The sequence below is a fragment of the Pseudomonadota bacterium genome (assembly GCA_034660915.1).
Classification (GTDB): domain Bacteria; phylum Desulfobacterota; class Anaeroferrophillalia; order Anaeroferrophillales; family Anaeroferrophillaceae; genus DQWO01.
Genome location: JAYEKE010000021.1, coordinates 1 through 21,198, shown reverse-complemented (window position 1 = coordinate 21,198; position 21,198 = coordinate 1). Strand labels below are relative to the sequence as shown.

Here is a 21,198-nt window from a genome sequence, read left to right as displayed (position 1 = left end):
AAAGTTATCTTTGCCGGGGCCGGAGCCGGAGCACCCGATCTTCTGACCCTGCGCTGCGCCAAGGCTCTGGAGCGCGCCGATCTGGTAATTTACGCCGGTTCCCTGGTCAACCCCAAAGTGTTGGAACACTGTCCGGCGGCTTGTCGCCTGGTTGACAGTGCCAAACTGAATCTTGATCAAGTTATTGAATTAATCAGGGAAGCGTTTGCCCGGAAACAAAGTGTCGTGCGTCTCCATACCGGTGATCCCTCCATGTACGGCGCCATTTCCGAACAGATGAACCGGCTTGATGAGTTGGGAATTGATTTTGAAGTAATTCCCGGAGTCAGCAGTATCTTTGCCGCCGCCGCTGAACTGAAATGTGAACTGACGATGCCGGGTATCAGCCAAAGCCTCATCCTGACCAGGATGACGGGCAAGACGCCGATGCCGGAACGGGAAACGGTGGCCAATTTTGCCGCCACCGGGGCGACCATGGCCTTTTTCCTGAGTGCCGGCAACCCGGAAACCCTGACCACGGAACTGCTTGAAGCGGGAGTGGCAGCCGAAACCCCAGCTGCCGTCGTCTACCGGGCCAGCTGGCCAAACCAGAAGATTATCCGGGGAACGGTGGCTGATCTGGCTGAAAAAACCACGGCGGCCGGTATCAATCGCCAGGCCCTGGTGTTGGTCGGCCGGGTCCTGGAGCGTTCCGGCAATCTTTCACTTCTCTATGACAAACATTTTTCCCATGGCTATCGGAATCAGCGGGAGGATGAGTTTTTTGCTGGTGATATCGCTCTCTACGCCATGTCAGAAGAGGGCTACGCCAAATCTTTAGAAATTGCCACGGGCTTGAATTCGGCGACAATCTTTATTCCTAAACGTATTCTAAAGCCCGGGGATACAACCCAATCATTTGCCCCGAGTCAACTGGGACAGCTGCTGGAGAAAAACTGGAACCTGTTTGCCGGCCATCTTTTTATCGCCGCCGCGGGGATCGCGGTCCGTAAAATCGCGCCGCTGCTCAAACATAAAACCAGCGATCCGGCGGTGGTGGTCTGTGATGAAAACGGAGCCCAGGTTATCAGCCTGGTGGGTGGTCATATTGCCGGAGCCAATCGTCTGGCCCGCAAGGTTGCCGCCATTACCGGGGGGCAGGCGATTATTACGACCGCCACCGATACCCACGGTCTGGTCGCTTTTGATGAATTGGCAGCCCGACAGGGCTGGCGGATTGAAAATCCCAAAAACATTAAAATCTTCAATGCCGCGCTGCTCGACAATGAAATGATCGACATTTTTTTGCCGGAAGAAATTTTTCAGCGCCACTACCTGAACAAAAGCAAACTGATAAAGGTTTCCACAGTTGCCGAGATCAAGGCCGGGCTGGCGGTTGTTCTCGATCCTCCGGCCGGCTGGCAGCCGCCGGCAACCACCGATCTGTTGATCCTACATTCGGAGTCAGCATGAGAAAGCTGGTCCTGGGAGTCGGTTGCAAGCGTCATGTCAGTATCGAAGAGCTGGAAAAGGCTCTGGATGAATTTTTGCACAGGCATGGCGTTGAACGACAGGAATTGTTCATGCTGGCCAGCTGCGATGTGAAAAATAACGAGCCCGGACTTCTAAAACTGGCCTGCCGGCTTGGGGTTAACATTAAATTTTTTCCGCCAACCGCACTTTGTCAGGTGCCAATCCCCAATCCTTCGGCCCGAGTACGGGAAAAAATCGGCAGCCCTTCGGTGGCCGAAGCCGCTTCGTTGCTGGCCGGCAAAGGTCAGCTGATCGTACCAAAACAGAAGTTCATCACTATTACCTTTGCCCTGGCAACCTGCAAACTGGAAAACCAGGAAAGTAATCTAAATGGATAATATAAATATGACAGGAACAGTCTACGTCATCGGCCTGGGGCCGGGCCGACGCGATCTTGTTACCCCGGCCGCTCTGGCGGCTATTGAACGCTGCCCGGTCATTGCCGGCTACACAAAATATGTCGCCCAGATCAATGATCTGTTGGCAGATAAAAAAGTTATTAAAAACGGCATGGGCGGTGAAGTGGAACGCTGCCGCCTGGCCCTTGAAGAAGCTTTGCAAGGCCAGGATGTCTGTGTTGTCTGTTCCGGTGATCCCGGTATTTTCGCCATGGGCGGTCTAATCTATGAACTCAGGGATCTGGAAAAGCGCTTTGTCGATATTGCCATCGAGGTGGTTCCCGGCCTGACCGCGGTCAATGCCGCCGCGGCCCGGCTCGGCTCCCCATTAACCAACGGTTGTGCCATTATCAGCCTTTCCGATCTGCTCACTCCGACGGCAACAATTATCCGCAATCTTGAGGCAATATCAAGATCAGATATGGCTTGTGCCCTTTATAATCCCGCTGGTAAAAAACGGCGGGAGTTGCTGAACCGGGCAGTAGAGATTTTCCGTCAGCATCGAGGCGCTGAAATTCCGGCTGCCGTGGTCAAGCACGCGAGTCGGAAAGATGAAGAAAAATGGCTCGGTCGTCTTGGCGATCTGCCGCTGGAAATGGTTGACATGAACTCCCTGATTGTCATTGGCAACTCAACATCGGTAATCAATAAGGGGATCTTTTATGACCGGAGAGGGTATGCTGAAAAATACTTCAAGCAAAACTGATTTTTCAGCTTTCTGTATCGGGGCAACCCATTCTGGTAGTGGTAAGACGACTATCACTCTGGCTCTCTTACGGGCTTTAAAACGCCGGGGTCTCTGTCTGCAGCCGTTTAAATGCGGTCCCGACTATATTGATCCTACCTTTCACACCCGAGCCGCCGGCAAACAATCGATTAACCTTGACACCTGGATGATGACCTCCCCGGGAGTGCAAAAATCCTTTGCCCGGGCCTGTCAACCGGCTGACGTTGCCATTGTTGAAGGAGTCATGGGACTGTTTGACGGCTTTTCTCCAACTTCTCTCGCAGGCAGCAGCGCCGACTGCGCCCGTTTGCTTAATCTGCCGGTTGTCCTGGTGGTGGACGCCCGCGGCATGGCCGGCACCATTGCGCCGTTGGTAAAAGGGTTTTGTGAATTTCATCTGGCCGTCCGTATTGCCGGCATTATCGCCAACAACGTCGGCAGCGATTCACACGCTCAACTACTGCATGAGGCTTTGGCCGCCGCCAGACTGCCACCGCTGCTCGGCGCTTTACCAAAAATACCGGAATGGCGGCTGGAAGAACGCCATCTCGGCCTGGTTCCTTTCCTCGAAAACCGAAAAGCGGATGAATGGTTTGAAAGCCTGGCCGATGGCGCTGAAAAACATATCGATATTGACCGGCTGCTGGAAATTTCCCGAGTGTCGAAACCGGCTGCACCCAAGCAAAAACCACTGCCAAAGGCCAAGATTCGTTTAGGTCTGGCCCACGACCAGGCCTTCCATTTCTACTATCCTGACAACCTCCAGTTGCTGCGTCAGGCCGGTTTTGAAATCGTTGAATTTTCTCCGCTTGCGGACCAAAAACTACCGAGTGATATCTCGAGCATTTTCCTCGGAGGCGGCTTTCCCGAAGTCTTTGCCAACGAGCTGGCTGCCAATGAAAACATGCGCCTGGCAATTAGAGATTTCAGCAAAGAAGACGGGTTGGTCTACGCGGAATGCGGCGGCTTCATGTTCCTGGGAGAAAACCTTACAGACAATCAGGGGAATAAATTCCCCATGTGTGGAATCATACCGGGAGACTCGGTAATGCAACCTCGACTTCGCACTTTGGGCTATCGCGAGGTGACCACGCTGGCCGAAACTCTTTTCGGGCCGACCGGCACCAGCCTGCGGGGACACGAATTTCACTGGTCGGAGATGGAGATATCCAGTTCCCATACCAGACTCTATTCACATAAAGATCGCCGGGGTAATCACCGAGATAGTGGTTTCCATGACAAAAACGTCTTCGCCAGCTATATCCATCTCCATTTTTTCTCCCATCCCAAGGCCGTTAAATACTGGTTTAAGATGGCAGCACAAATTTAACATGCATAGCAAACAGCTATGCTTGACAATCTGGTCATAGCATTTGTCAACCATCCACAGTTATGGTATAAAGCAGTGTATGCCAATGAAAGTATTTAAAATCGGAGAGATGGCCGAGAGGTCGAAGGCGGTTGACTCGAAATCAGCTGTGGGCTACGCTCACCGTGGGTTCGAATCCCACTCTCTCCGCCATTAAAAAGGACTTTCCGGATGCCCGGAAGTCCTTTTTATTTTTGCGGCAGCTATGGCCATGGGAAAACAGAAGATCTACGATGTCTGTATTATTGGTGCCGGACCATCAGGCGGATATTTAGCCACGCTGCTGGCCCGTCAGCAGGTTTCGGTGATCATAATCGAGCAATCGCCTCTTCCCCGGCCCAAAGTATGTGGAGGCGGTCTGTCGCAAAAATCATTCAGGCAGCTCAGCCTCTCCCCGACTGCAATCGATGCCCGGATAATTTCCGGAACTTATCTGGGTTTTAAGGACAAGGGGGTCTTTTACCAGGAAATGCCCGGAGCCGGCTACACGGTCAGCAGGTCCGGTTTTGATTACTGCCTGGCCCAACAGGCTGTAAATGCCGGAGCGACACTGATGGCACCGGCAACGTTCAGACATTTTTCTCCCCAGGGCACAACCATCACGGTTTCAACCTCTGAGGGTCCGGTGACAGCCAGGATTCTGGTGGGAGCCGATGGTGTATTCAGTCCGGTGCGCAAGCAGCTTTTTCCAGGCAAAAAACCCTTCCTGGCCCATGCAATTCAGGCCAAAGCCTATCCTGAAGATCCGCGAACACTTGAACGTTTCGGTTCCCGGACATGGCTGGATTTCGGAGCTATTGACAAAGGTTATGGCTGGATATTCCCCAAAAGGGAGCATTTCAATATCGGCCTCTACAAGATTGCCACCACGACGAAAAACCGACCGCTACGCCGCCTGCTGGCTGAATTTGCTGCTGTAAACCCGCTGTTACAAACTTGCCGACTTGAAGAAATCAGGGGTGGAACCCTGCCGGTTAAACCCATAGGAACAAAAATCAGCCAGGGGAATGTTCTGCTGACCGGGGATGCCGCCGGTCTGTGTGAAAGCATTTTCGGCGAAGGGATTTATTACGCCCTGCGAAGTGCCCGGCTGGCAGGGAAAAGCATTATGGATTCCCTTAGCGGCACGAACATGTTGGAGAAAAGCTATAACCAGAAAATCAAAGTAATTACCAAAGAACTGTTTTTTTCCCGCATCCTGGCCGATATAATTTATTTCAACTCCCAGGCAACGTTTGACTGGCTGGTAAAAAACGAGTGGGTAATCCAGCAGTTCACTGACCTGATCCGGGGAATAAATAACCATTCAACCTGCTTGATAAAACTTGTTACCGGCCTTCCATGCTGGCTTCCGGCTCCTCGACGACAAGTGGTCAGTCAGAAAGCAATTTTTGATCAGCTCAACTCATCAACCAGGAGTCAGAAGACAGATGTAAGAAGACGGGAAACCAATATTTAGACTTCTGACTTCTGACTTCTGAAACATTATAATCGCAGACGGAGCAGACAGGACGTATTACCATGAAAATGAAAACAAAGGATCCAAAAGCACTCAATATCCGGAAACAGCGAAAAGAATTCCTGGCCAGAATCTGGGCTGAACCAGAGGGGAAATGGTGGCAACAGCGGTTTTTTCACTTCATGCGCATTTGCGCCATCATCATCCAGGAATTCAAAAAAGACGCCGTCACTTTAAGAGCCAGCGCTCTTACCTTCACCATCGTCTTATCCCTGGTTCCCATGCTGGCACTGAGTACCGCGGTTCTCAAGGGCCTGGGTGCCGGCGATCAGCTTCGGGGAACCGCCTATAAATTGATAGCCCAGGTTTCAGCTGAACCGGAGAAAAACACGGCAGGAGATCAGAAAACATCCCCCCCATCCCCTGCCGACACTTCGACCAGCAACAGCCGTCAGGGTGATAAACCGGCCGACAAGGATTTAAGCAGCCATTTACGGGCCGCAGTTGATCAGGTTTTTGATTATGTTGATCGCACCAACTTTGCCACTCTGGGCGCCGCGGGAATTATCATCCTGTTTTTTACCGTTATCATGGTTATCGGCAGTATCGAGGAAGCCATGAATGCCATCTGGAGGGCTCCATACGGCCGTCCTCTAGGCCGCCGGATTATGGATTACCTGGCCCTGATGGTTCTCTTTCCCATTGCCATCAATGCTGGTCTGGGGATGTCCGCCGCCCTGAACAGCCCGGTACTGACTGATAAACTGAAATATTTGCTGCCGGCCAACTGGCTCTTGATCTTGAGCTCACAGCTGTTTCCCTTCCTGGTGCTTACCGGCACCTTCACCTTGCTTTACCAGTTTCTACCCAATACCAAGGTAAAGTTTTTTCCGGCCCTGGCCGGCGGTCTGGCGGGAACCATTGGTTTGCTGCTGATCCAGAAAATCTTTTTGCACCTGCAGCTCGGCGTCGCCAGGTATAATGCCATTTATGGTTCGTTTGCCACCGTACCACTTTTTTTACTCTGGATTCATCTAGGCTGGATTGTTTTTCTGACCGGAGCTGAAGTAGCCTTCGCTCTTCAGGTATATCGTTATTATCAGCCAAAACAAACAATCATCACCCCGGTAAAACGGCTTGCTCTCAGTCTGGATTTACTGACACTTATCTTCAAGGATTTTCAGCAGCAAAAACAAAGCAATTTAGAGGACGTGGCTCAAACAATGAATGAACCGGAACCAACAGTTCGGAACATCAGTGCTGATTTACTGGACGCCGGACTATTGCGACGGGTTAACGGCAATGAAGACTACCTGATGCCGGCCGGCCCGGCAGAAACCATGAAGCCTTCCGCCATCATCGACATCATCTGGGGAAAACAGCCGGGAAACAGCCCGGGTGGCAAGCTGACGGCAAAAGTCATGCAGGCGGTACATGAATCCACTTCCCGCTTTACCATCGCCAAGGTTATGATGGAAAAGGAACATTAAAAAATTACTCGACTTTCTGAATTAAGCTAAGAACAGTTGAAAAAATTTCGTAGATGTTCCGGCATGGCTCTCGCTCATTCTCGCCGGCCGTCCATGGCCTGCCTGTGCGTGCCGCACGTAGACAGGCCGGCTTCCGAGGCGCCCGCCGCGAATCACATCGTGTGATTCGTTCGGCGGTCAATACCGCTATGAGCCAAGCCCGAACATCCAGCAATATGCCCTGGCAATGCAAGTCAGAAAGTTGAGAAATTACCTTAATAATGGGCACCGCTGAATTTTCATGAAACCATGGGGATTGAAACCTGGGGACGGCCAATCAAAGGCGGGGTATAAACACTTAAGTCGGTGGCAAACACCTTTTCCAGGATTCGCTTTTGCATTACTTCGACGGTTTCACCCTGAAAGGCAATCTGACCATCCTGGAGCAGAAAAAGATAATCACTAAAAATACTGGCTATATTCAGATCATGAAAAATAGCCAGCACCGCCAGATCCTCATCCCTCACCTTTTTTTCCACCAACCGCAGGATTTTAACTGAATGGCGAATATCAAGATTGGAAGTCGGCTCATCCAGCAACAAAAGTTTCGGTTCCTGAACCAAGGCCCGGGCCAGCAGTACCAGCTGCCGTTCACCACCACTGATCTGGGTAATGAGTCGATCCTGCAGATGTTCTATACCGGTTTCCGCCATAATCCGGGAAACCACCGGATCGTCTTCAAGGTAACCTTTGGCAAATAAACCGGAAATATGAGGATTGCGCCCCATGGCTACCACTTCACGGACCAAAAAAGGGAATGAGATATGCGTATCCTGGGGCACTACCGCGATCTGGGTTGCCAGCTCACGGCGGCTGAAGGCTTCCAGGTTTCGACCTTTCAGCAGGAGTTCACCACCCTGAGGCTGAAATACCCGGCAAAGATTATTAATCAAAGTGGATTTACCTGAACCATTGGGGCCCAACAAACCACAAAAAAAACCGGTCCAGAGACTGAAGGAAACATCCTCCAGCACCGTCTTACTGCCATAGCCACAGCTTAAATTATTGACCCGCAGCAGTTCATTATAGGATCGTCTGGATAAAAGAGATTCTTTTTCAGCCTGGATTCTCATCAATAAATCATCACTTTCAGACAATTCTTAACGGGAGCCATTGAAAACCCGGGACTGTCCCCGGCTTCATCGGGGGCTGTCCCTGGTTTTCTTAACGGGAGCCATTGAATTTTTTCTTGAAAATATAGCAGAAAAATGGTGCTCCCAGCAATGCAGTCACCACCCCCACGGGAATTTCCGTCGACCCGGCAATTGTCCGCGCCAGGGTATCGGAAAGGATTAATATCCCCCCACCCAGCAAAGCTGATGCCGGAATCAGGGTCCGATGGTTGGGACCGAGGATCAGCCGGTTGATATGGGGCACCACCAGGCCGACAAAACCAATCACGCCGCTGATAGATACAGCGACTGCGGTCAGCAGGGAGGTAAACAACAACAGACGACGACGTATCTGGTGAACATCCACACCCAGCTGCATGGCGGTGGTATCACCCATGGCAATAATGTTAAGATGCCGGGCATGAGCCTGCATGATAATAAAACAGACAATAAAATAGGGTAACAAAATATAAACATGCTGCCAGAGCCGACCAGAAAGGCTGCCCATAATCCAAAAAACGATAGCCGACAGGTTGTCACCGGCAATACTTTTACAAAAACTGATTAATGCTGACAAGAATGAGGCAACAATCACCCCGGCGAGTATCAGACTTTCCGGTAAAAGCCGACCTTCACTTTTGGCAATGAAATAGACAAAAAACAAAGACAGCAGGGCACCCGCAAAGGCAAAAAAAGGAATAATGCCAAAGCTATGCAACAGGGGAAGGCCAACAATCACCCCCTGAAGAATAATTGCCACCGTGGCCCCGAATGCCGCCCCGGCGGAAACCCCAATGGTAAAAGGATCAGCCAGAGGATTAAGCAGCAATCCCTGGAATACGGCCCCGGCCATCCCCAGGGAGGCACCTACCAGCAGGGCCACCAGAATACGGGGCAGCCGCACGTCCCAGACTATCAAATGGTGACTCAGGGGCACCGTTTCACCATGCAGCAGACTTTTGAGCCCCGGCAATCCGCCAACCAGCGCCTTCAGTACTGCCGCCAGAGAAAGCTGGGCAGCTCCAAGCGCCGCCGAGATCATGATAATCAGAACAATAAAAAGAGATAACAGAATAAAGTAACAAACCGTCTTAGACATTCAGCAATTCTCAATGATGGTTTTTATTGCCGTCATATCAAGAGTGTCAGCCAGCAAATCAGCCAGTAAGTCCAAACCCTTTTCCTTTTGCGCTGCGAATGAACCTGTCGGCAGGGACGCTGTTTGGGCCCCAAAACGTTTTTGTTTCAACCGGTTCAGGTACTGGCGGCGAAAATCATCGTTATCAAAAATTCCATGGAAATAGGTCCCCCATACGGTCCCGTCAGCACTCAAGGCCCCATCATAATGAGCAGCCTGAGTGCTGTTTTCCGCCACCAGCAACAACGACTTGGCGCTGGACTCCAACCGGGTACGACCCATATGAATTTCGTAGCCGGAAACCTGAAGCTGGAACATGGTCGGCCAGGCACCAGCAACCAATTCACCACGACTCTGGACAGTCACTTTTTCCCGGGCCAACTCGGTTTGCACCGCCAAAAGCCCAAATCCCTCCACCCGTCCCTGGGTGGTCTCCACCTGGTAAGGATCGATAATACATTGACCAAGCATCTGATAGCCGCCACAAATACCAACAACCGCACCGCCGGCAGCCGCAAATTCAGTCATGCGATGAGCAAAACCCGCCTGGAGCAGCCGCTGCAGATCATCAATGGTATTTTTACTGCCGGGGATAATAACCAGATCATAACCGGCAATATCTTCTTCGGGCTGCAGATAGTCCAGCCGAACATCCACTTCTTGGACCAGGGCATCAAAATCGGTAAAATTTGAAATGTGGGGCAGTTTAATCACGGCCACCAGCAGTTTTTCAACCGGGGATACGGCCACTTCATCTTCGGCCCTCTTGCCATATCCTTCCACCGCCACTCCATCTTCCTCAGGCAGATAAAGATCACGGAAATAAGGAACCACCCCGACAAAAGGCACATCGCAACGGCGGGAGATGGTCTCCAATCCTGGTTCCAGCAGCCGACAATCACCGCGAAATTTATTGATCACAAAACCTTTGATCAATTCCCGTTCGGCAGGAGACAGTAATTCCATGGTACCCACCAGCGAGGCGAAAACTCCACCTTTATCAATATCTCCAACCAGCAGAACCGGTGCCCCGATGTGGGTTGCCAAACCCATATTGACAATATCATGCTCACGCAGGTTAATCTCCGCCGGACTGCCGGCCCCTTCAATAATAATTAATTCATAGTTGTCCTGTAAAAATGAAAAGCTGCTCAACACCGCTTCCCAGGCATTTCCCTTATACTGATGATACTTAACCGCTGACATATTGCCCACCGGAACACCGTGGATAATCACCTGGGCTCCGACATCACTGTTGGGCTTGATCAAAACCGGATTCATATGCACATGAGGCACCAACCCGCAGGCTTCGGCCTGCACCACCTGAGCCCGACCCATTTCATGACCCTCGGGAGTAATGAAAGAATTAAGGGCCATATTCTGGGCTTTAAAAGGGGCAACAGCTACCCCCAAACGGGCAAAATAGCGGCATAAACCAGCCACCAGCACGCTCTTTCCAACACTTGAACCGGTGCCCTGCACCATCAATAATTTTGCCTTGGTTTTGCTGAAAACCATCATAATTTATCCAACCACCAGACACTAACCAATAATGATTTTCAGGCTTTGCTTCGCCCTCTTCGAGGGTCGCGCTAAAGCAATGTCCCCGATCCCGGCAACCTTTAACCTTTGGCCTTTAACCTTTGGCCTTTAGCCTTTAACCTTTAGCCCCTTCGTCAATCATTTTGCCCTATCTGGTAAATGGGACATGACAAACGGTATTTACAGGTTTCTTTAGGGTGGTGACAAGCCAAACCTTCCCTGACTTCAAACACATCACCATATTTTTCACAGGTCAGATAGCGGCGGCCGGTAATGCCCCGCCGTTCATTTTCCAGTTTTTCATTAATCATTTTTCAAAAATCCTGTTTCGTTTTCATCACCATCACCAGACTTCAGGGTGAAGCAAACGGGCAATTTTTTCCAGTCCAAGAACGATTCTGGGGGAAGGCCGATCAACCAGGTCAGCTTCAATAACATAGACCTGGTGCAGACGAACAGCTTCAATGGAACGCCATTTTTTCCAGGTTCCGGCAAAACGGCGATAGTTCGTCTTGGGCGACATGGAAGAAATGATAATTACCTGGGGGTTATCAGCAATAACCCGTTCGATGGAATACCGGGGATACAGGATGGGATTTTTCTCGGTTACGAGAATACCACCAGCACGGCGAATCAAATCAGCGGCAAAAGTTCCACCATTAACAGTAACGATGGGATCGACTCCAACCTGATAAAAAACCCGTTTCTTCGGTCGCTGGGCAACTCGCCTCTCCACGACCCCAACCTGCTTTTTCATTGATAAAATAACCTGCTGGGCTTGAGGCAGGGTGCCCGTTATCTCACCCAGGTTACTGATACTCCGGTAAATATCATTCAAACTTCGAGGATTGACCCGATAGATGGGAATATGGAACTTTTTTAGTGAAACTATAATTTTTTCCTGTTTACCCTCCATACTGGCAACTACCAGATCCGGACGCAGGGAAATAATTTTTTCCAGATTAAGGTTAAAAAAGCTGCCGATTCTTGGTTTTGTCCGGGCGGCTGGTGGGAAAGTGGAAAAATCGGTTACCCCGACAACCTGTTTATCCAGCCCCAGGGAAAAAAGAACTTCCGTCAGGCTGGGAACCAGGGAGATAACGCGCTGGGGATGCGAGGGTATATCAACCCGGTTACCAACTTCATCAATAAACTCAGCGGCCTGCCCGATGTTCGGAAACAAACCCAAAGAGTCAAAGAAAAATAGCATCAACATCAGGACAAGATGCCAGGTTAACTTTTGTATTTTCATCTGCAAGTAACCATACTTAAAGATGTCCTGACAGCTGATGAACAAGGCTCAAGCCGGCACAATACTGACCTGGGAATACCGCATGCAGATGCCCCAGGACACTTCTGGTGGATAATGGGCCCAAACCGCGGACACCAAATTCCTTCAACCGTAAAAAATGATAGTCAAGGCTTAAAAATAGTTCAGCTGCCATGGATAAAGTAACAAAATGCGCGATACCCCGTTTTTTCTGGACCCGCTGACCGGCGGTGGCAACCAGTTTTTCCAGTGAAATCCCGGAATAAATCTCACCTTCAGCAGCAGCAAAAGCTTCCTTCAGCCCGTTTCCACCACCTGCGTTCTGCATTGATTTTTTGAACTTTTCATAGTCCGGTTTGGCAATAATACCGGCCGCCAGCAGTTGACTGCCAGCTATTTTGTCACAACTTTCTCCCAGGGGTAGAAAAAAAACCAGGTCATTCCAATATTTAGAAGCTTCAAGGGGAAATAAGCGCAGTTCACCTGACACTTCACGGGCATGGATATTCACCAGCCGCGATTCCAACCAGAAATGGTCAGCCAACTGCTGCAGCAATTGCTGGCGATCCACAACCATGGCCAGAGGGATGGAATCTTTGGGCAACACTATGGTCACCTGCTGTTTCTCAAGCGATGCCGCCAGCAGATAATCAAGGGCTTTTCCCAGAAAAGGTTCCTTAATCTGGACATAAGCAAGGAATTCGGCCAGGGTTCCCATCAGAATTCAATGCCGCGCTGGGCTGAAATTCCCATTTTATAGGGATGTTTAATCTCTTTCATTTCGGTTACCAGATCCGCCAGCTCAATAATTTCCGGCAGGGCATCACGACCGGTCAAGATAACATGAACATGGGACGGTTTATTGTTGAGGGTTTCAACCACCCGCTGAACAGGCAACAATTTATAGGAAAGGGCATAATTCACTTCATCACAGATAACCAGATCATAGTCACCGGATAAAATCGCCTGTTCACAAGCTTTCCAGGTATTTTCCGCCAACTCACAGTCGGCAGCTTCTGGTTCAGCCGCCCCCAATTTAAGAAAACCCTTACCCATCGGGGTAATAGTCAAATTAGCAAATTTTTTTGCTGCTTCCAGTTCACCATATTTCCATGAACCCTTGATAAATTGAATGATAATGATTTTAAAACCCTGGCCGGCAGCCCGAAAAGCAGTCCCCAGAGCTGCGGTTGTTTTTCCCTTGCCGTGACCGGTATGGACAATGATCAGTCCCTGTCTTTTATTTTTATCCATCAGCTATTAATCCTTTCCATAATAAAATCCAGCCGAACTTTAAACCGTCCTCAATAATTTTGTCAACTTAAATTGGGGTAACTCTGGTAATCACAAGTGCTCAATCAAGTATCTCCAATGCCACTTCATCCGCCAGCAGACGACCTCGAGCGGTCAATCGCAGCTGGCCATTTAACCGCTCCACTAATCCTTCACCCATTGCCACCTCCAGCCGGGCTAAAACACGATTGACCAAATTACAATCATATTCAGCGGTCACAGCGGTCAGATCAACCCCGGCAACAAGTCTTAACCCCATAATCATTCGTTCGACAAAAGAGGTTTCGTAGGATATGGTATCAATCTCAGCCGGAACAACCTGGCCTGGGTTTTCAACCTGGTCGCCAAAACGATGTAAATAGCCTCCCACCTCAGGCTCATCCATATATCTGGTGGCCCAACATAATTTATTTTTCTCCAACCTTCTTGAGGACCAGGCACCAGCGCCCAGACCCCAGTAATCCTGCAATTCCCAGTAAGCCAGATTGTGCCGAGACTGGAAACCGGGCCGGGAAAAATTGGCTGTTTCATACTGACAGTATCCAAAATCCTCAAGAAAATTGGCTGTTTCCTCCATAAACCGGGACTGAACATCTTCCGATGGCCGTGGTAACACTTTATTTTTCACCGCTTTCGCCAGCGGCGTACCCAATTCGATGGCCAGACAATAAGCGGAGATATGTGCCGGTCCCAGGCGAATAGCCGATTCCAGATCGCTGCGAAGCCCGGCAAGGGTTTGCCCGGGATAGGCATAAATCAAATCAATGCTGAGATTTTTCACCCCGCAACGATTCATCATTTTAACTGTATCCACTATATCAACACTGGAATGATGACGTCCCAGTAATTTCAAGCCCCAATCGGCAAAGGTCTGAACACCCAGGCTGAACCGGTTTATGCCCAGTGATTGATACCCCCTGATTTTTTCTTCGCTCAGGGTCGCTGGATTGGCCTCAATGCTGATTTCAATGTCCGGCAGGAAATGAAAATGTGAAGACAAACGATTAAGAAATTTTGCGTAGAATGATGGCGACAAGAGAGATGGTGTGCCACCTCCCATATAAATAGTTTTAAGCTGACGCCCGTGCCAATCGGTAACCCTGGCATTGAACTGGTTTAATAAGGCCCCAAGATAGAGGTCTTCAGGAACTGGAGCGGTAACAGTGGAATAGAAGGCACAATAGCGGCACCTGGAAAGACAGAAGGGAATATGCAGATAAAGGGAAAACCCGGAAGCCGAAAAATTACTCCAGTGATTCTCCGGAAACATTCAATGCCACTTCATAACCAAGACGCCGGGATATATCAGCCGCCGCTTTTTTTACCGCCGGACCGACTTCATCGGCAACCCGCTCCGCTGACAAACGGAAGGATGGACCTGAAACGCTGATACCGGCCACCACCCTTTTGGTATAATCACGGATTGGGGCACCAACACACTTTACATCCAGGTCGTATTCCTCATTATCAACCGCATATCCCAATTCACGTACCGTTTCAAGCTCTTTCAGCAACTCTTCCTTATTTTTAATAGAATTTTTCGTACATTCTTGCCAATCCCGCGCCAGTGGCAGAATTTTATCCAGCTCACCCTGACTAATATCAGCAATCTGACCCTTACCGATAGCTGAGCACCAAACCGGCAGCTGTGATCCAACGCGGGAGACAACCCGCACCGACTGATCGGATTCAACCACATCCAGATAGACAACATTTCGATTGCAAATTACCCCCACATAGGCATTTTCACGCAACTCCCGACTTAACCGTTCCATGATTGGACGAGCCTGACGCAAAACCCCCATCTGTTTTATAAATGTCTGGCCAAGCTCCAGACTTTTAATGCCGAGGCGATAATTTTCCGTCACCCGATTCTGCTCAATATATCCCCGCTCTTCCAGAGTTGCCAGCAGCCGAAAAACATTATTCTTGTGCAATTTTAAACGCTTGCTGAGCTCAGTTACTCCCAGCTCATCAGTATCGCCACTGAATTCCTCCAGCAATGCCAAGGCATGGGCTACCGCCTGAATGGTATAATTCGATTTTTCCCGCTTAATCATGATTCCCCCCTCGGACACAAGCCTCCGGATAAAAACCGTTATTACATGAAAAATAAAACAACCATACAAAAAACATTTCGAAGATAAAATACTGTTACTAAATTGTCAAGAAAATAATAACAATTTAAGCAAGCATTCTTTTTATATTTAACATTGCTGTCGGGAAAGCTTATTTGATTCTTTTAACCAGGTTTGATTTCGGCACTTTTGACGCTCGCTTGCCGGCGTTTTGGTCGGAAGATGGCAGACTGAAAGCACAAAATATAAGATTGAAAGTTCAGAAAAAATTTATACTTGCATTTTGTGAAATAAAATACTATAGTTGTTGCATTAAAATCGATTATATACTTACAATCTAACTAACTTTTTTACAGGAGGATTATTATGAACAGAAAAAGAAACTTCCGTCTTCACTGTCTTCTACTGCTGATGGCCGCTGCTATCGTCTTCATCATTCCCGGCAGCAGCATCGCCAAAGAAAAAAAGATCCGCCTCTCCTATAGTATCTTCTTTCCCCCCACCCATGCCCAATGCAAAGCCGGAGAGGCCTGGGCCAAAGAAATCGAAAAGAGAAGTAACGGCCAGGTTGAGATTACGGTCTATCCCGGCGGGACTTTAACCAAAGCTCCGCAGGTCTACGATGGCGTCGTTAACGGTATCTCTGATATCGGCATGTCCTGTTTTGCTTATACCCGGGGAAGGTTCCCCCTGCTTGAAGGTCTTGATCTGCCGGTAGGATATCCCGACGGTAAAACCGCCACCAAAGTTGCTACGGCAATCACCAAAGAATTCAACCCTAAAGAGGTGCAAGACACCAAAGTTCTTTATGTTCATGCCCATGGCCCCGGCGTTCTGCACACCAAAAAGAAAGCCGTTCAACAGTTGGCCGACCTTAAAGGAATGAAGATCCGCTCTACCGGACTCAGCGCCAAAATAGTCAAAACTCTCGGCGCCCTGCCGGTCGCCATGCCCCAGGGTGACACCTATGAAGCGCTGCAGAAAGGCACAGTTGACGGAACCATCGGACCAATCGAGGTTCTCAAAGGCTGGAAACAAGGCGAGGTAATCAAATACAGCACCGACATTCCGGATATCGGCTATACAACCTCCATGTTCGTGGTTATGAACAAGGGAAAATGGCAAGCCCTACCTGACAACCTGAAAAAGATTTTTGAAGATGTCAGTGCTGAATGGATTGCGGTTCAAGGCCAGGCCTGGGATGATGCCGATGCCGCCGGTCGCGCCTTCACTCTGAAAAAAGGAAATAAAATATATTCTTTATCCGCGGCTGAAAGCGCCAAATGGAAAGCTCAAGTCAAACCTATACTGGATGACTATGTTAAAAAAACAACCAGTAAAGGTTTGCCGGGAGACAAGGTATTAACCAAAATTCAAGAAATGCTAAAATAATTGCTTGCCGATTGATAAATCAACTTTCTGACTTGCATTGCCAGGAACATATTAGCAGGATGTTCGGGCTTGGCTCATAGCCTGTCTGCCGACAGGCAGGCGGTATTGGCCGCCGAACGAATCACACGAGGTGATTCGCGGCGGACGCCTCGGAAGCCGGCCTGTCTGCGTGCGGCACGCACAGGCAGGCCATGGACGGCCGGCGAGAATGAGCGAGAGCCATGCCGGAACATCCCCGGAGATTTCTTGCAGCTGTTTTTAGGGCAACTCAAAAAGTTGAGTCAATAAAAATCATATATCAGCAGGAAGGGGCTGCCGGAACAACAACTCCGGCACCCCCCTGATTGAATTGCCATGTAGAGGGGAGCACTGAGAAAGTGCACAAGATTACCCGACAATTAGCAGACCTGATGAATTACTTCTCAGCCATCTGCGTCATGGCAATGATGCTGCTGACTTGTGCTGATGTTGTATTACGGCTCTTCAAACATCCTATTCTCGGCACTTATGAACTCGTCGGACTTTTCGGGGCTTTGACTATCGCTCTGGCAATCCCGGCCACCACTTTGAACAAGGGTCATGTAGCGGTAGAATTTTTGGTCGAAAAATTGCCGCCCTCAGCCCGGAAGATCTGTACCATTATCACTACCCTGTTGAGCATTTTTCTCTTTGCGTTAATCGCCTGGCAATCTTTCCTCTATGCCGACATACTCAGGTCTACCGGAGAGGTTACCTTAAGCCTGCAAATGCCTTTTTACCCCGTAGTCTACGTCATCTCAGCCGCCGCGCTGTTGGTTTGTGTAGTACTTTTTCTTGAGCTTGCAACCCCCTGGCAGAAGGCAACCTGAACATGAGCCCCTGCACCATTGGCCTGATTGGCATTGCCGCTTTGATCCTGCTCCTTTTTGCCCGGATTCCGGTCGGCTTTGCCATGGCAATAGTCGGCTTTACCGGTTTCATGCAGCTGGTCAACCTTGACGCGGCTCTCTCCCTGTTGGCCCGGGATGTTTATTCTACTTTCAGTTCTTACAGTCTGACGGTTATACCACTCTTTATTTTTATGGGTCAGGTTTCCTTCCATGCCGGCATCAGCCGGCGTCTCTACGATACCGCCTACGCTTTTATCGGCCACCGACACGGCGGACTGGCGATGGCAACAGTTGGGGCCTGCACCGCCTTTGGCGCCATCTGCGGCTCATCTCCGGCAACGGCCGCAACCATGGGCACAGTCGCCCTGCCGGAGATGAAACGCTATAACTATTCCATGGAACTGGCCGCCGGCGCCGTCGCTTCCGGCGGCAGTCTTGGCATGTTGATCCCGCCAAGTGTAGTATTTATAGTCTATGGTATTATGACCGAACAATCAATCGGCAAGCTTTTTATGGCCGGCATCCTTCCGGGGCTGTTGATCGCCGGCCTCTTCTGCCTGGCAATCACCTTATCCTGTCGCCGCAATCCTGAGCTTGGTCCTCCCGGACCAGCAACAAGCTGGCGGAACAGATTACAATCCCTCAAAGGAACCGGTGAAACACTGCTTATCTTCGGTCTGGTTATGGGCGGCCTCTTTGTCGGCTTTTTCACCCCTACCGAGGCGGGGGCAATCGGTGCCTTATGCAGTATCGGCATCGCGCTTATGGGCCGCAACTTGACCTTTGAAAAGTTGAAAATCTCGCTTTTTGAAACCACCCGCACCGCCTGCATGGTCATGATCATCGTTACCGGGGCCGTCATTTTTGGCCATTTCCTGGCCGTAACTCGAATCCCCTACGACCTGGCAGGCTGGGTCGTAGGTCTGCCATTGCCCCGTTTTTTCATCATGATGGTCATAATCGCGGTCTATCTGATCGGTGGCTGCTTCATCGATGCTTTGGCTCTGATCCTTTTGACCGTCCCCATTTTTTACCCGGTCATCCTGGCCCTCAATTACGACCCGATCTGGTTTGGGGTCATCATTGTTCTAGTCACCCAGATGGGGGTCATTTCGCCTCCGGTCGGTATCAATGTCTATGTCGTCAAGGGAGTTGCTCCCGAAATCCCGCTAGCCACCATCTTCAGAGGGGTTATCCCTTTTCTTATCGCTTTAGTTATCGGCACCATTCTTTTAATTGCCATTCCACAAATTTCGCTCTTTCTGCCCGGACTGATGAATTAAACTAAAGGCTGTCTGCTGGGGAGATCAAATAAGATGCCAGTCTGATTGCCTCTATCATACTGGAGCAGTCGGCAATATTCTTCCCGGCAATATCAAACGCGGTGCCATGGTCCACGGAAGTCCTGACAAAAGGCAGCCCAATGGTAACATTCACCCCATCGGCAAAATGAAGCATTTTAAAGGGGATAAGACCTTGATCATGATATAAAGCAACTACCGCGTCATAACGCCCCTGCACGGCCTGATAAAACAGGACATCAGCGGGAATAGGACCGATCACCGGCAGGCCCAGGCGGGAACATGATTGCAGTGCCGGCCTGATAACGCGGTTTTCCTCATCACCAAAAGCACCGTCTTCTCCCGCGTGGGGATTCAGTGCCGCCACCGCAACCGGCTTGACGGTGGTGGAACCTGTCTGACACAAAAATTCAACCAGCAATTTTATTTTTCGTTCCAGCAGTTCCTTGGTCAGGGATGCAGCCACCTGAACCAGGGGAATATGGGTGGTCGCCAGCAAAACTTTCAGCTGTTTTCCCCAAAACATCATCGCCACCTCCGGACTGCCGGAAAATTCCTGCAATATCTCCGTATGGCCGGGATACTCCAGCCCGGCAAGATGCAATGAGTGCTTGGCCAGTGGCGCAGTAACAATACCGGCAATCTGTCCAGCCATTGCAAGTTCGATGGCCCGCTTCAAATAAGCAAATGAGGCTTTCCCATACTCGGGGTAATTATCGCCACAAGGCAGATCTGGCAAAGGTACGGACAATGGATTGATAACCGGCACAGCGATTTTCCCCTTCATCACTGACCTCCCTGATCCCGCCTCCCGACTGGCAATAAAAATTATTTCATCCCCACAAGCCATACCTTCAGCGGTCATATTGAGCCTTTTCTGGTCGCCGATCACCAGTAAATCCAGTCGCTCTTCAGGATCCAGCTTCAAAATACTTTTGACTATTATTTCCGGACCGATACCCGCTGGATCACCCATGGTTAAAGCCAAAGTTTTCCCGGATACTATTTTATTCATCTAATTTTCCTTGCGACAAAGTTATTCTTGGGATACATAATCAATACGGTACAAGGTGTACGGTACAAGGAACCTTTAACCTTATACCATATACCTTAAACCGTATGTCTATATTGTATTACGGAGAACATAATTGTCAACCAGTGATTTGACGACAACAATCAAAAACATCCTGAAAAAATTCCATGCTGAAGGTTTTTTACGGCAGCTCTTCAATCAGGTAAAAGTATACCTGGAACTGGTCAAGTTTTCCCACACCATTTTTGCCCTGCCTTTTGCCTTCATGGGAGCATTGCTGGCCGCAGGGGGAATACCAACCGCAGGACAGCTATTCTGGATTCTGATTGCCATGGTCGGCGCCCGCACCGGAGCCATGGGCTGCAATCGACTACTGGATTACAAGGTTGATTCTTTAAACCCCCGGACAAAAGATCGCCCTTTACCCGCGGGTCAGATTAGTCTGTGGCAGGTATTCCTGTTGATCCTCATCAGCTACGGATTATTTGTTTTTGCCGCCAGCCGGCTCAATCATATCTGTTTCATTCTCAGCCCCTACGTGATCATCATTCTATCCTTCTACTCATTGGCCAAGCGGTTTACCAGCTACACCCACTATATTTTAGGCTTCAGCCTCGGTATGTCCCCCATTGGTGCCTGGCTGGCAGTAAGCGGCAATCTCTCATGGCCTCCGGTCTTCCTTGGTTTAGCCGTTTTGTGCTGGGTCAGCGGTTTTGACCTGCTCTACGCTCTTCAGGATATCGAGTTTGACCGGAAAACCGGCCTGTTTTCTTTGCCGGTTAAACTCGGGATCCCGGCAACTTTAAAACTGGCAAAACGAATGCATCTCATCATGCTGGGACTGCTTTTCCTGGTCTTTTTAGCTTCTCCTTTCCTGGGCTGGTTATACTTATCGGGACTTTTCATTGCTGCCGTTCTTCTTTATTATGAACATGGGCTGATTTCCGCTGACGATCTGTCCAGGATTGATGCGGCATTTTTTACCATTAACGGTTATCTCAGTGTTTCTCTTTTTCTGATAACTACCCTAGACGTACTGTTATTTCATTAAAATCTCAACTTTCTGAGTTGCTCTAAAAACAACTGGAAGAAATTTACAGGGATGTTCCGGCATGGCTCGCGCTCATTCTCGCCGGCCGTCCATGGCCTGCCTGTGCGTGCCGCACGCAGACAGGC

At 49.8% G+C, this 21,198-nt stretch carries 21 protein-coding genes and 1 tRNA gene; 12 read left to right on the top strand and 10 right to left on the bottom strand.

What is annotated here, in order from left to right; all coding sequences use genetic code 11:
- The 8 genes from cobM to U9P07_01090 all read left to right on the top strand — a co-directional run.
- The coding region (gene cobM / locus U9P07_01125) for a precorrin-4 C(11)-methyltransferase (GenBank protein ID MEA2108008.1) at nt 1-1,452 on the top strand (1,452 nt) is incomplete at its 5' end.
- A complete protein-coding gene (locus U9P07_01120; protein MEA2108007.1) occupies nt 1,449-1,850 on the top strand; it encodes a cobalamin biosynthesis protein in 402 nt (133 codons plus the stop codon). The genes cobM and U9P07_01120, both read left to right, overlap by 4 nt.
- Nucleotides 1,843-2,616: a precorrin-3B C(17)-methyltransferase gene (gene cobJ, locus U9P07_01115; GenBank protein MEA2108006.1), complete on the top strand. Its 774-nt coding sequence runs from the start codon at nt 1,843-1,845 to the stop codon at nt 2,614-2,616. Before U9P07_01120 ends, cobJ begins: the two co-directional genes overlap by 8 nt.
- On the top strand, nt 2,573-3,967 hold the full coding sequence (locus tag U9P07_01110) for a cobyrinate a,c-diamide synthase (GenBank protein ID MEA2108005.1): 1,395 nt from the start codon (nt 2,573-2,575) through the stop codon (nt 3,965-3,967). Before cobJ ends, U9P07_01110 begins: the two co-directional genes overlap by 44 nt.
- A 103-nt stretch (nt 3,968-4,070) precedes the next feature.
- Nucleotides 4,071-4,159 (top strand) — tRNA-Ser (locus U9P07_01105).
- 58 nt (nt 4,160-4,217) lie between these two features.
- Complete coding sequence (locus tag U9P07_01100) at nt 4,218-5,465, top strand: geranylgeranyl reductase family protein (GenBank protein ID MEA2108004.1); 1,248 nt, start codon at nt 4,218-4,220, stop codon at nt 5,463-5,465.
- A gap of 62 nt (nt 5,466-5,527) precedes the next feature.
- On the top strand, nt 5,528-6,955 hold the full coding sequence (locus U9P07_01095) for a YihY/virulence factor BrkB family protein (protein MEA2108003.1): 1,428 nt from the start codon (nt 5,528-5,530) through the stop codon (nt 6,953-6,955).
- A 53-nt stretch (nt 6,956-7,008) separates the two neighbouring features.
- Nucleotides 7,009-7,200 (top strand): hypothetical protein, encoded by a 192-nt coding sequence (locus tag U9P07_01090; GenBank protein MEA2108002.1) that lies wholly within the window; start codon nt 7,009-7,011, stop codon nt 7,198-7,200.
- 33 nt (nt 7,201-7,233) lie between these two features.
- On the opposite strand, the gene U9P07_01085 is transcribed toward U9P07_01090, so the two are convergent.
- The 9 genes from U9P07_01085 to U9P07_01045 all read right to left on the bottom strand — a co-directional run bounded on the left by U9P07_01085 (nt 7,234) and on the right by U9P07_01045 (nt 15,409).
- Nucleotides 7,234-8,067 (bottom strand): ABC transporter ATP-binding protein, encoded by an 834-nt coding sequence (locus U9P07_01085; protein ID MEA2108001.1) that lies wholly within the window; start codon nt 8,065-8,067, stop codon nt 7,234-7,236.
- 91 nt (nt 8,068-8,158) lie between these two features.
- Entirely contained in the window at nt 8,159-9,205 is a 1,047-nt protein-coding gene (locus U9P07_01080) for an iron chelate uptake ABC transporter family permease subunit (protein MEA2108000.1), read from the bottom strand.
- Nucleotides 9,206-10,765 (bottom strand): cobyric acid synthase, encoded by a 1,560-nt coding sequence (locus U9P07_01075; GenBank protein MEA2107999.1) that lies wholly within the window; start codon nt 10,763-10,765, stop codon nt 9,206-9,208. It lies immediately after the preceding gene.
- A 155-nt stretch (nt 10,766-10,920) separates the two neighbouring features.
- On the bottom strand, nt 10,921-11,097 hold the full coding sequence (locus U9P07_01070; GenBank protein ID MEA2107998.1) for a hypothetical protein: 177 nt from the start codon (nt 11,095-11,097) through the stop codon (nt 10,921-10,923).
- Between the two features lie 32 nt (nt 11,098-11,129).
- Nucleotides 11,130-12,038: a cobalamin-binding protein gene (locus tag U9P07_01065; protein ID MEA2107997.1), complete on the bottom strand. Its 909-nt coding sequence runs from the start codon at nt 12,036-12,038 to the stop codon at nt 11,130-11,132.
- 16 nt (nt 12,039-12,054) lie between these two features.
- Nucleotides 12,055-12,774: a hypothetical protein gene (locus U9P07_01060; protein ID MEA2107996.1), complete on the bottom strand. Its 720-nt coding sequence runs from the start codon at nt 12,772-12,774 to the stop codon at nt 12,055-12,057.
- The gene (gene cobO, locus U9P07_01055) at nt 12,774-13,310 is read right to left on the bottom strand and encodes a cob(I)yrinic acid a,c-diamide adenosyltransferase (GenBank protein ID MEA2107995.1); all 537 of its coding nucleotides are present in this window, start codon (nt 13,308-13,310) and stop codon (nt 12,774-12,776) included. Before cobO ends, U9P07_01060 begins: the two co-directional genes overlap by 1 nt.
- 100 nt (nt 13,311-13,410) lie before the next feature.
- Nucleotides 13,411-14,619 carry a radical SAM family heme chaperone HemW gene (gene hemW, locus U9P07_01050; protein ID MEA2107994.1) on the bottom strand — a complete coding sequence of 403 codons (1,209 nt, stop codon included), beginning with the start codon at nt 14,617-14,619 and terminating at the stop codon, nt 13,411-13,413.
- Nucleotides 14,594-15,409, bottom strand: coding sequence for an IclR family transcriptional regulator (locus U9P07_01045; protein MEA2107993.1), 816 nt, complete (start codon nt 15,407-15,409; stop codon nt 14,594-14,596). Before U9P07_01045 ends, hemW begins: the two co-directional genes overlap by 26 nt.
- A 384-nt stretch (nt 15,410-15,793) precedes the next feature.
- Here U9P07_01045 and U9P07_01040 point away from each other — a divergent pair, with 384 nt between their 5' ends.
- The 3 genes from U9P07_01040 (at nt 15,794) to U9P07_01030 (ending at nt 18,971) form a co-directional block, all read left to right on the top strand.
- Nucleotides 15,794-16,819 carry a TRAP transporter substrate-binding protein gene (locus U9P07_01040; protein ID MEA2107992.1) on the top strand — a complete coding sequence of 342 codons (1,026 nt, stop codon included), beginning with the start codon at nt 15,794-15,796 and terminating at the stop codon, nt 16,817-16,819.
- Nucleotides 16,820-17,229: 410 nt separating this feature from the next.
- On the top strand, nt 17,230-17,667 hold the full coding sequence (locus U9P07_01035; GenBank protein MEA2107991.1) for a TRAP transporter small permease: 438 nt from the start codon (nt 17,230-17,232) through the stop codon (nt 17,665-17,667).
- Nucleotides 17,668-17,669: 2 nt separating this feature from the next.
- Nucleotides 17,670-18,971 carry a TRAP transporter large permease gene (locus tag U9P07_01030; GenBank protein ID MEA2107990.1) on the top strand — a complete coding sequence of 434 codons (1,302 nt, stop codon included), beginning with the start codon at nt 17,670-17,672 and terminating at the stop codon, nt 18,969-18,971.
- A 1-nt stretch (nt 18,972) separates the two neighbouring features.
- On the opposite strand, the gene pdxA is transcribed toward U9P07_01030, so the two are convergent.
- Nucleotides 18,973-20,004, bottom strand: a complete 1,032-nt coding sequence (pdxA, locus tag U9P07_01025) for a 4-hydroxythreonine-4-phosphate dehydrogenase PdxA (GenBank protein ID MEA2107989.1) — start codon at nt 20,002-20,004, stop codon at nt 18,973-18,975.
- Nucleotides 20,005-20,137: 133 nt separating this feature from the next.
- On the opposite strand from pdxA, the gene U9P07_01020 reads away from it, so the two are divergent.
- Entirely contained in the window at nt 20,138-21,073 is a 936-nt protein-coding gene (locus tag U9P07_01020) for a UbiA-like polyprenyltransferase (GenBank protein ID MEA2107988.1), read from the top strand.
- Nucleotides 21,074-21,198: the final 125 nt, after the last annotated feature.

Bases quoted from the DNA above. Each gene is read 5' to 3' on its own strand.
- U9P07_01120 (MEA2108007.1), top strand. From the start codon at position 1,449: ATGAGAAAGCTGGTCCTGGGAGTCGGTTGCAAGCGTCATGTCAGTATC.
- cobJ (MEA2108006.1), top strand. From the start codon at position 1,843: ATGGATAATATAAATATGACAGGAACAGTCTACGTCATCGGCCTGGGG.
- U9P07_01110 (MEA2108005.1), top strand. From the start codon at position 2,573: ATGACCGGAGAGGGTATGCTGAAAAATACTTCAAGCAAAACTGATTTT.
- U9P07_01100 (MEA2108004.1), top strand. From the start codon at position 4,218: ATGGGAAAACAGAAGATCTACGATGTCTGTATTATTGGTGCCGGACCA.
- U9P07_01095 (MEA2108003.1), top strand. From the start codon at position 5,528: ATGAAAATGAAAACAAAGGATCCAAAAGCACTCAATATCCGGAAACAG.
- U9P07_01090 (MEA2108002.1), top strand. From the start codon at position 7,009: ATGTTCCGGCATGGCTCTCGCTCATTCTCGCCGGCCGTCCATGGCCTG.
- U9P07_01085 (MEA2108001.1), bottom strand. From the start codon at position 8,067: ATGAGAATCCAGGCTGAAAAAGAATCTCTTTTATCCAGACGATCCTAT.
- U9P07_01080 (MEA2108000.1), bottom strand. From the start codon at position 9,205: ATGTCTAAGACGGTTTGTTACTTTATTCTGTTATCTCTTTTTATTGTT.
- U9P07_01075 (MEA2107999.1), bottom strand. From the start codon at position 10,765: ATGATGGTTTTCAGCAAAACCAAGGCAAAATTATTGATGGTGCAGGGC.
- U9P07_01070 (MEA2107998.1), bottom strand. From the start codon at position 11,097: ATGATTAATGAAAAACTGGAAAATGAACGGCGGGGCATTACCGGCCGC.
- U9P07_01065 (MEA2107997.1), bottom strand. From the start codon at position 12,038: ATGAAAATACAAAAGTTAACCTGGCATCTTGTCCTGATGTTGATGCTA.
- U9P07_01060 (MEA2107996.1), bottom strand. From the start codon at position 12,774: ATGGGAACCCTGGCCGAATTCCTTGCTTATGTCCAGATTAAGGAACCT.
- cobO (MEA2107995.1), bottom strand. From the start codon at position 13,310: ATGGATAAAAATAAAAGACAGGGACTGATCATTGTCCATACCGGTCAC.
- hemW (MEA2107994.1), bottom strand. From the start codon at position 14,619: ATGTTTCCGGAGAATCACTGGAGTAATTTTTCGGCTTCCGGGTTTTCC.
- U9P07_01045 (MEA2107993.1), bottom strand. From the start codon at position 15,409: ATGATTAAGCGGGAAAAATCGAATTATACCATTCAGGCGGTAGCCCAT.
- U9P07_01040 (MEA2107992.1), top strand. From the start codon at position 15,794: ATGAACAGAAAAAGAAACTTCCGTCTTCACTGTCTTCTACTGCTGATG.
- U9P07_01035 (MEA2107991.1), top strand. From the start codon at position 17,230: ATGAATTACTTCTCAGCCATCTGCGTCATGGCAATGATGCTGCTGACT.
- U9P07_01030 (MEA2107990.1), top strand. From the start codon at position 17,670: ATGAGCCCCTGCACCATTGGCCTGATTGGCATTGCCGCTTTGATCCTG.
- pdxA (MEA2107989.1), bottom strand. From the start codon at position 20,004: ATGAATAAAATAGTATCCGGGAAAACTTTGGCTTTAACCATGGGTGAT.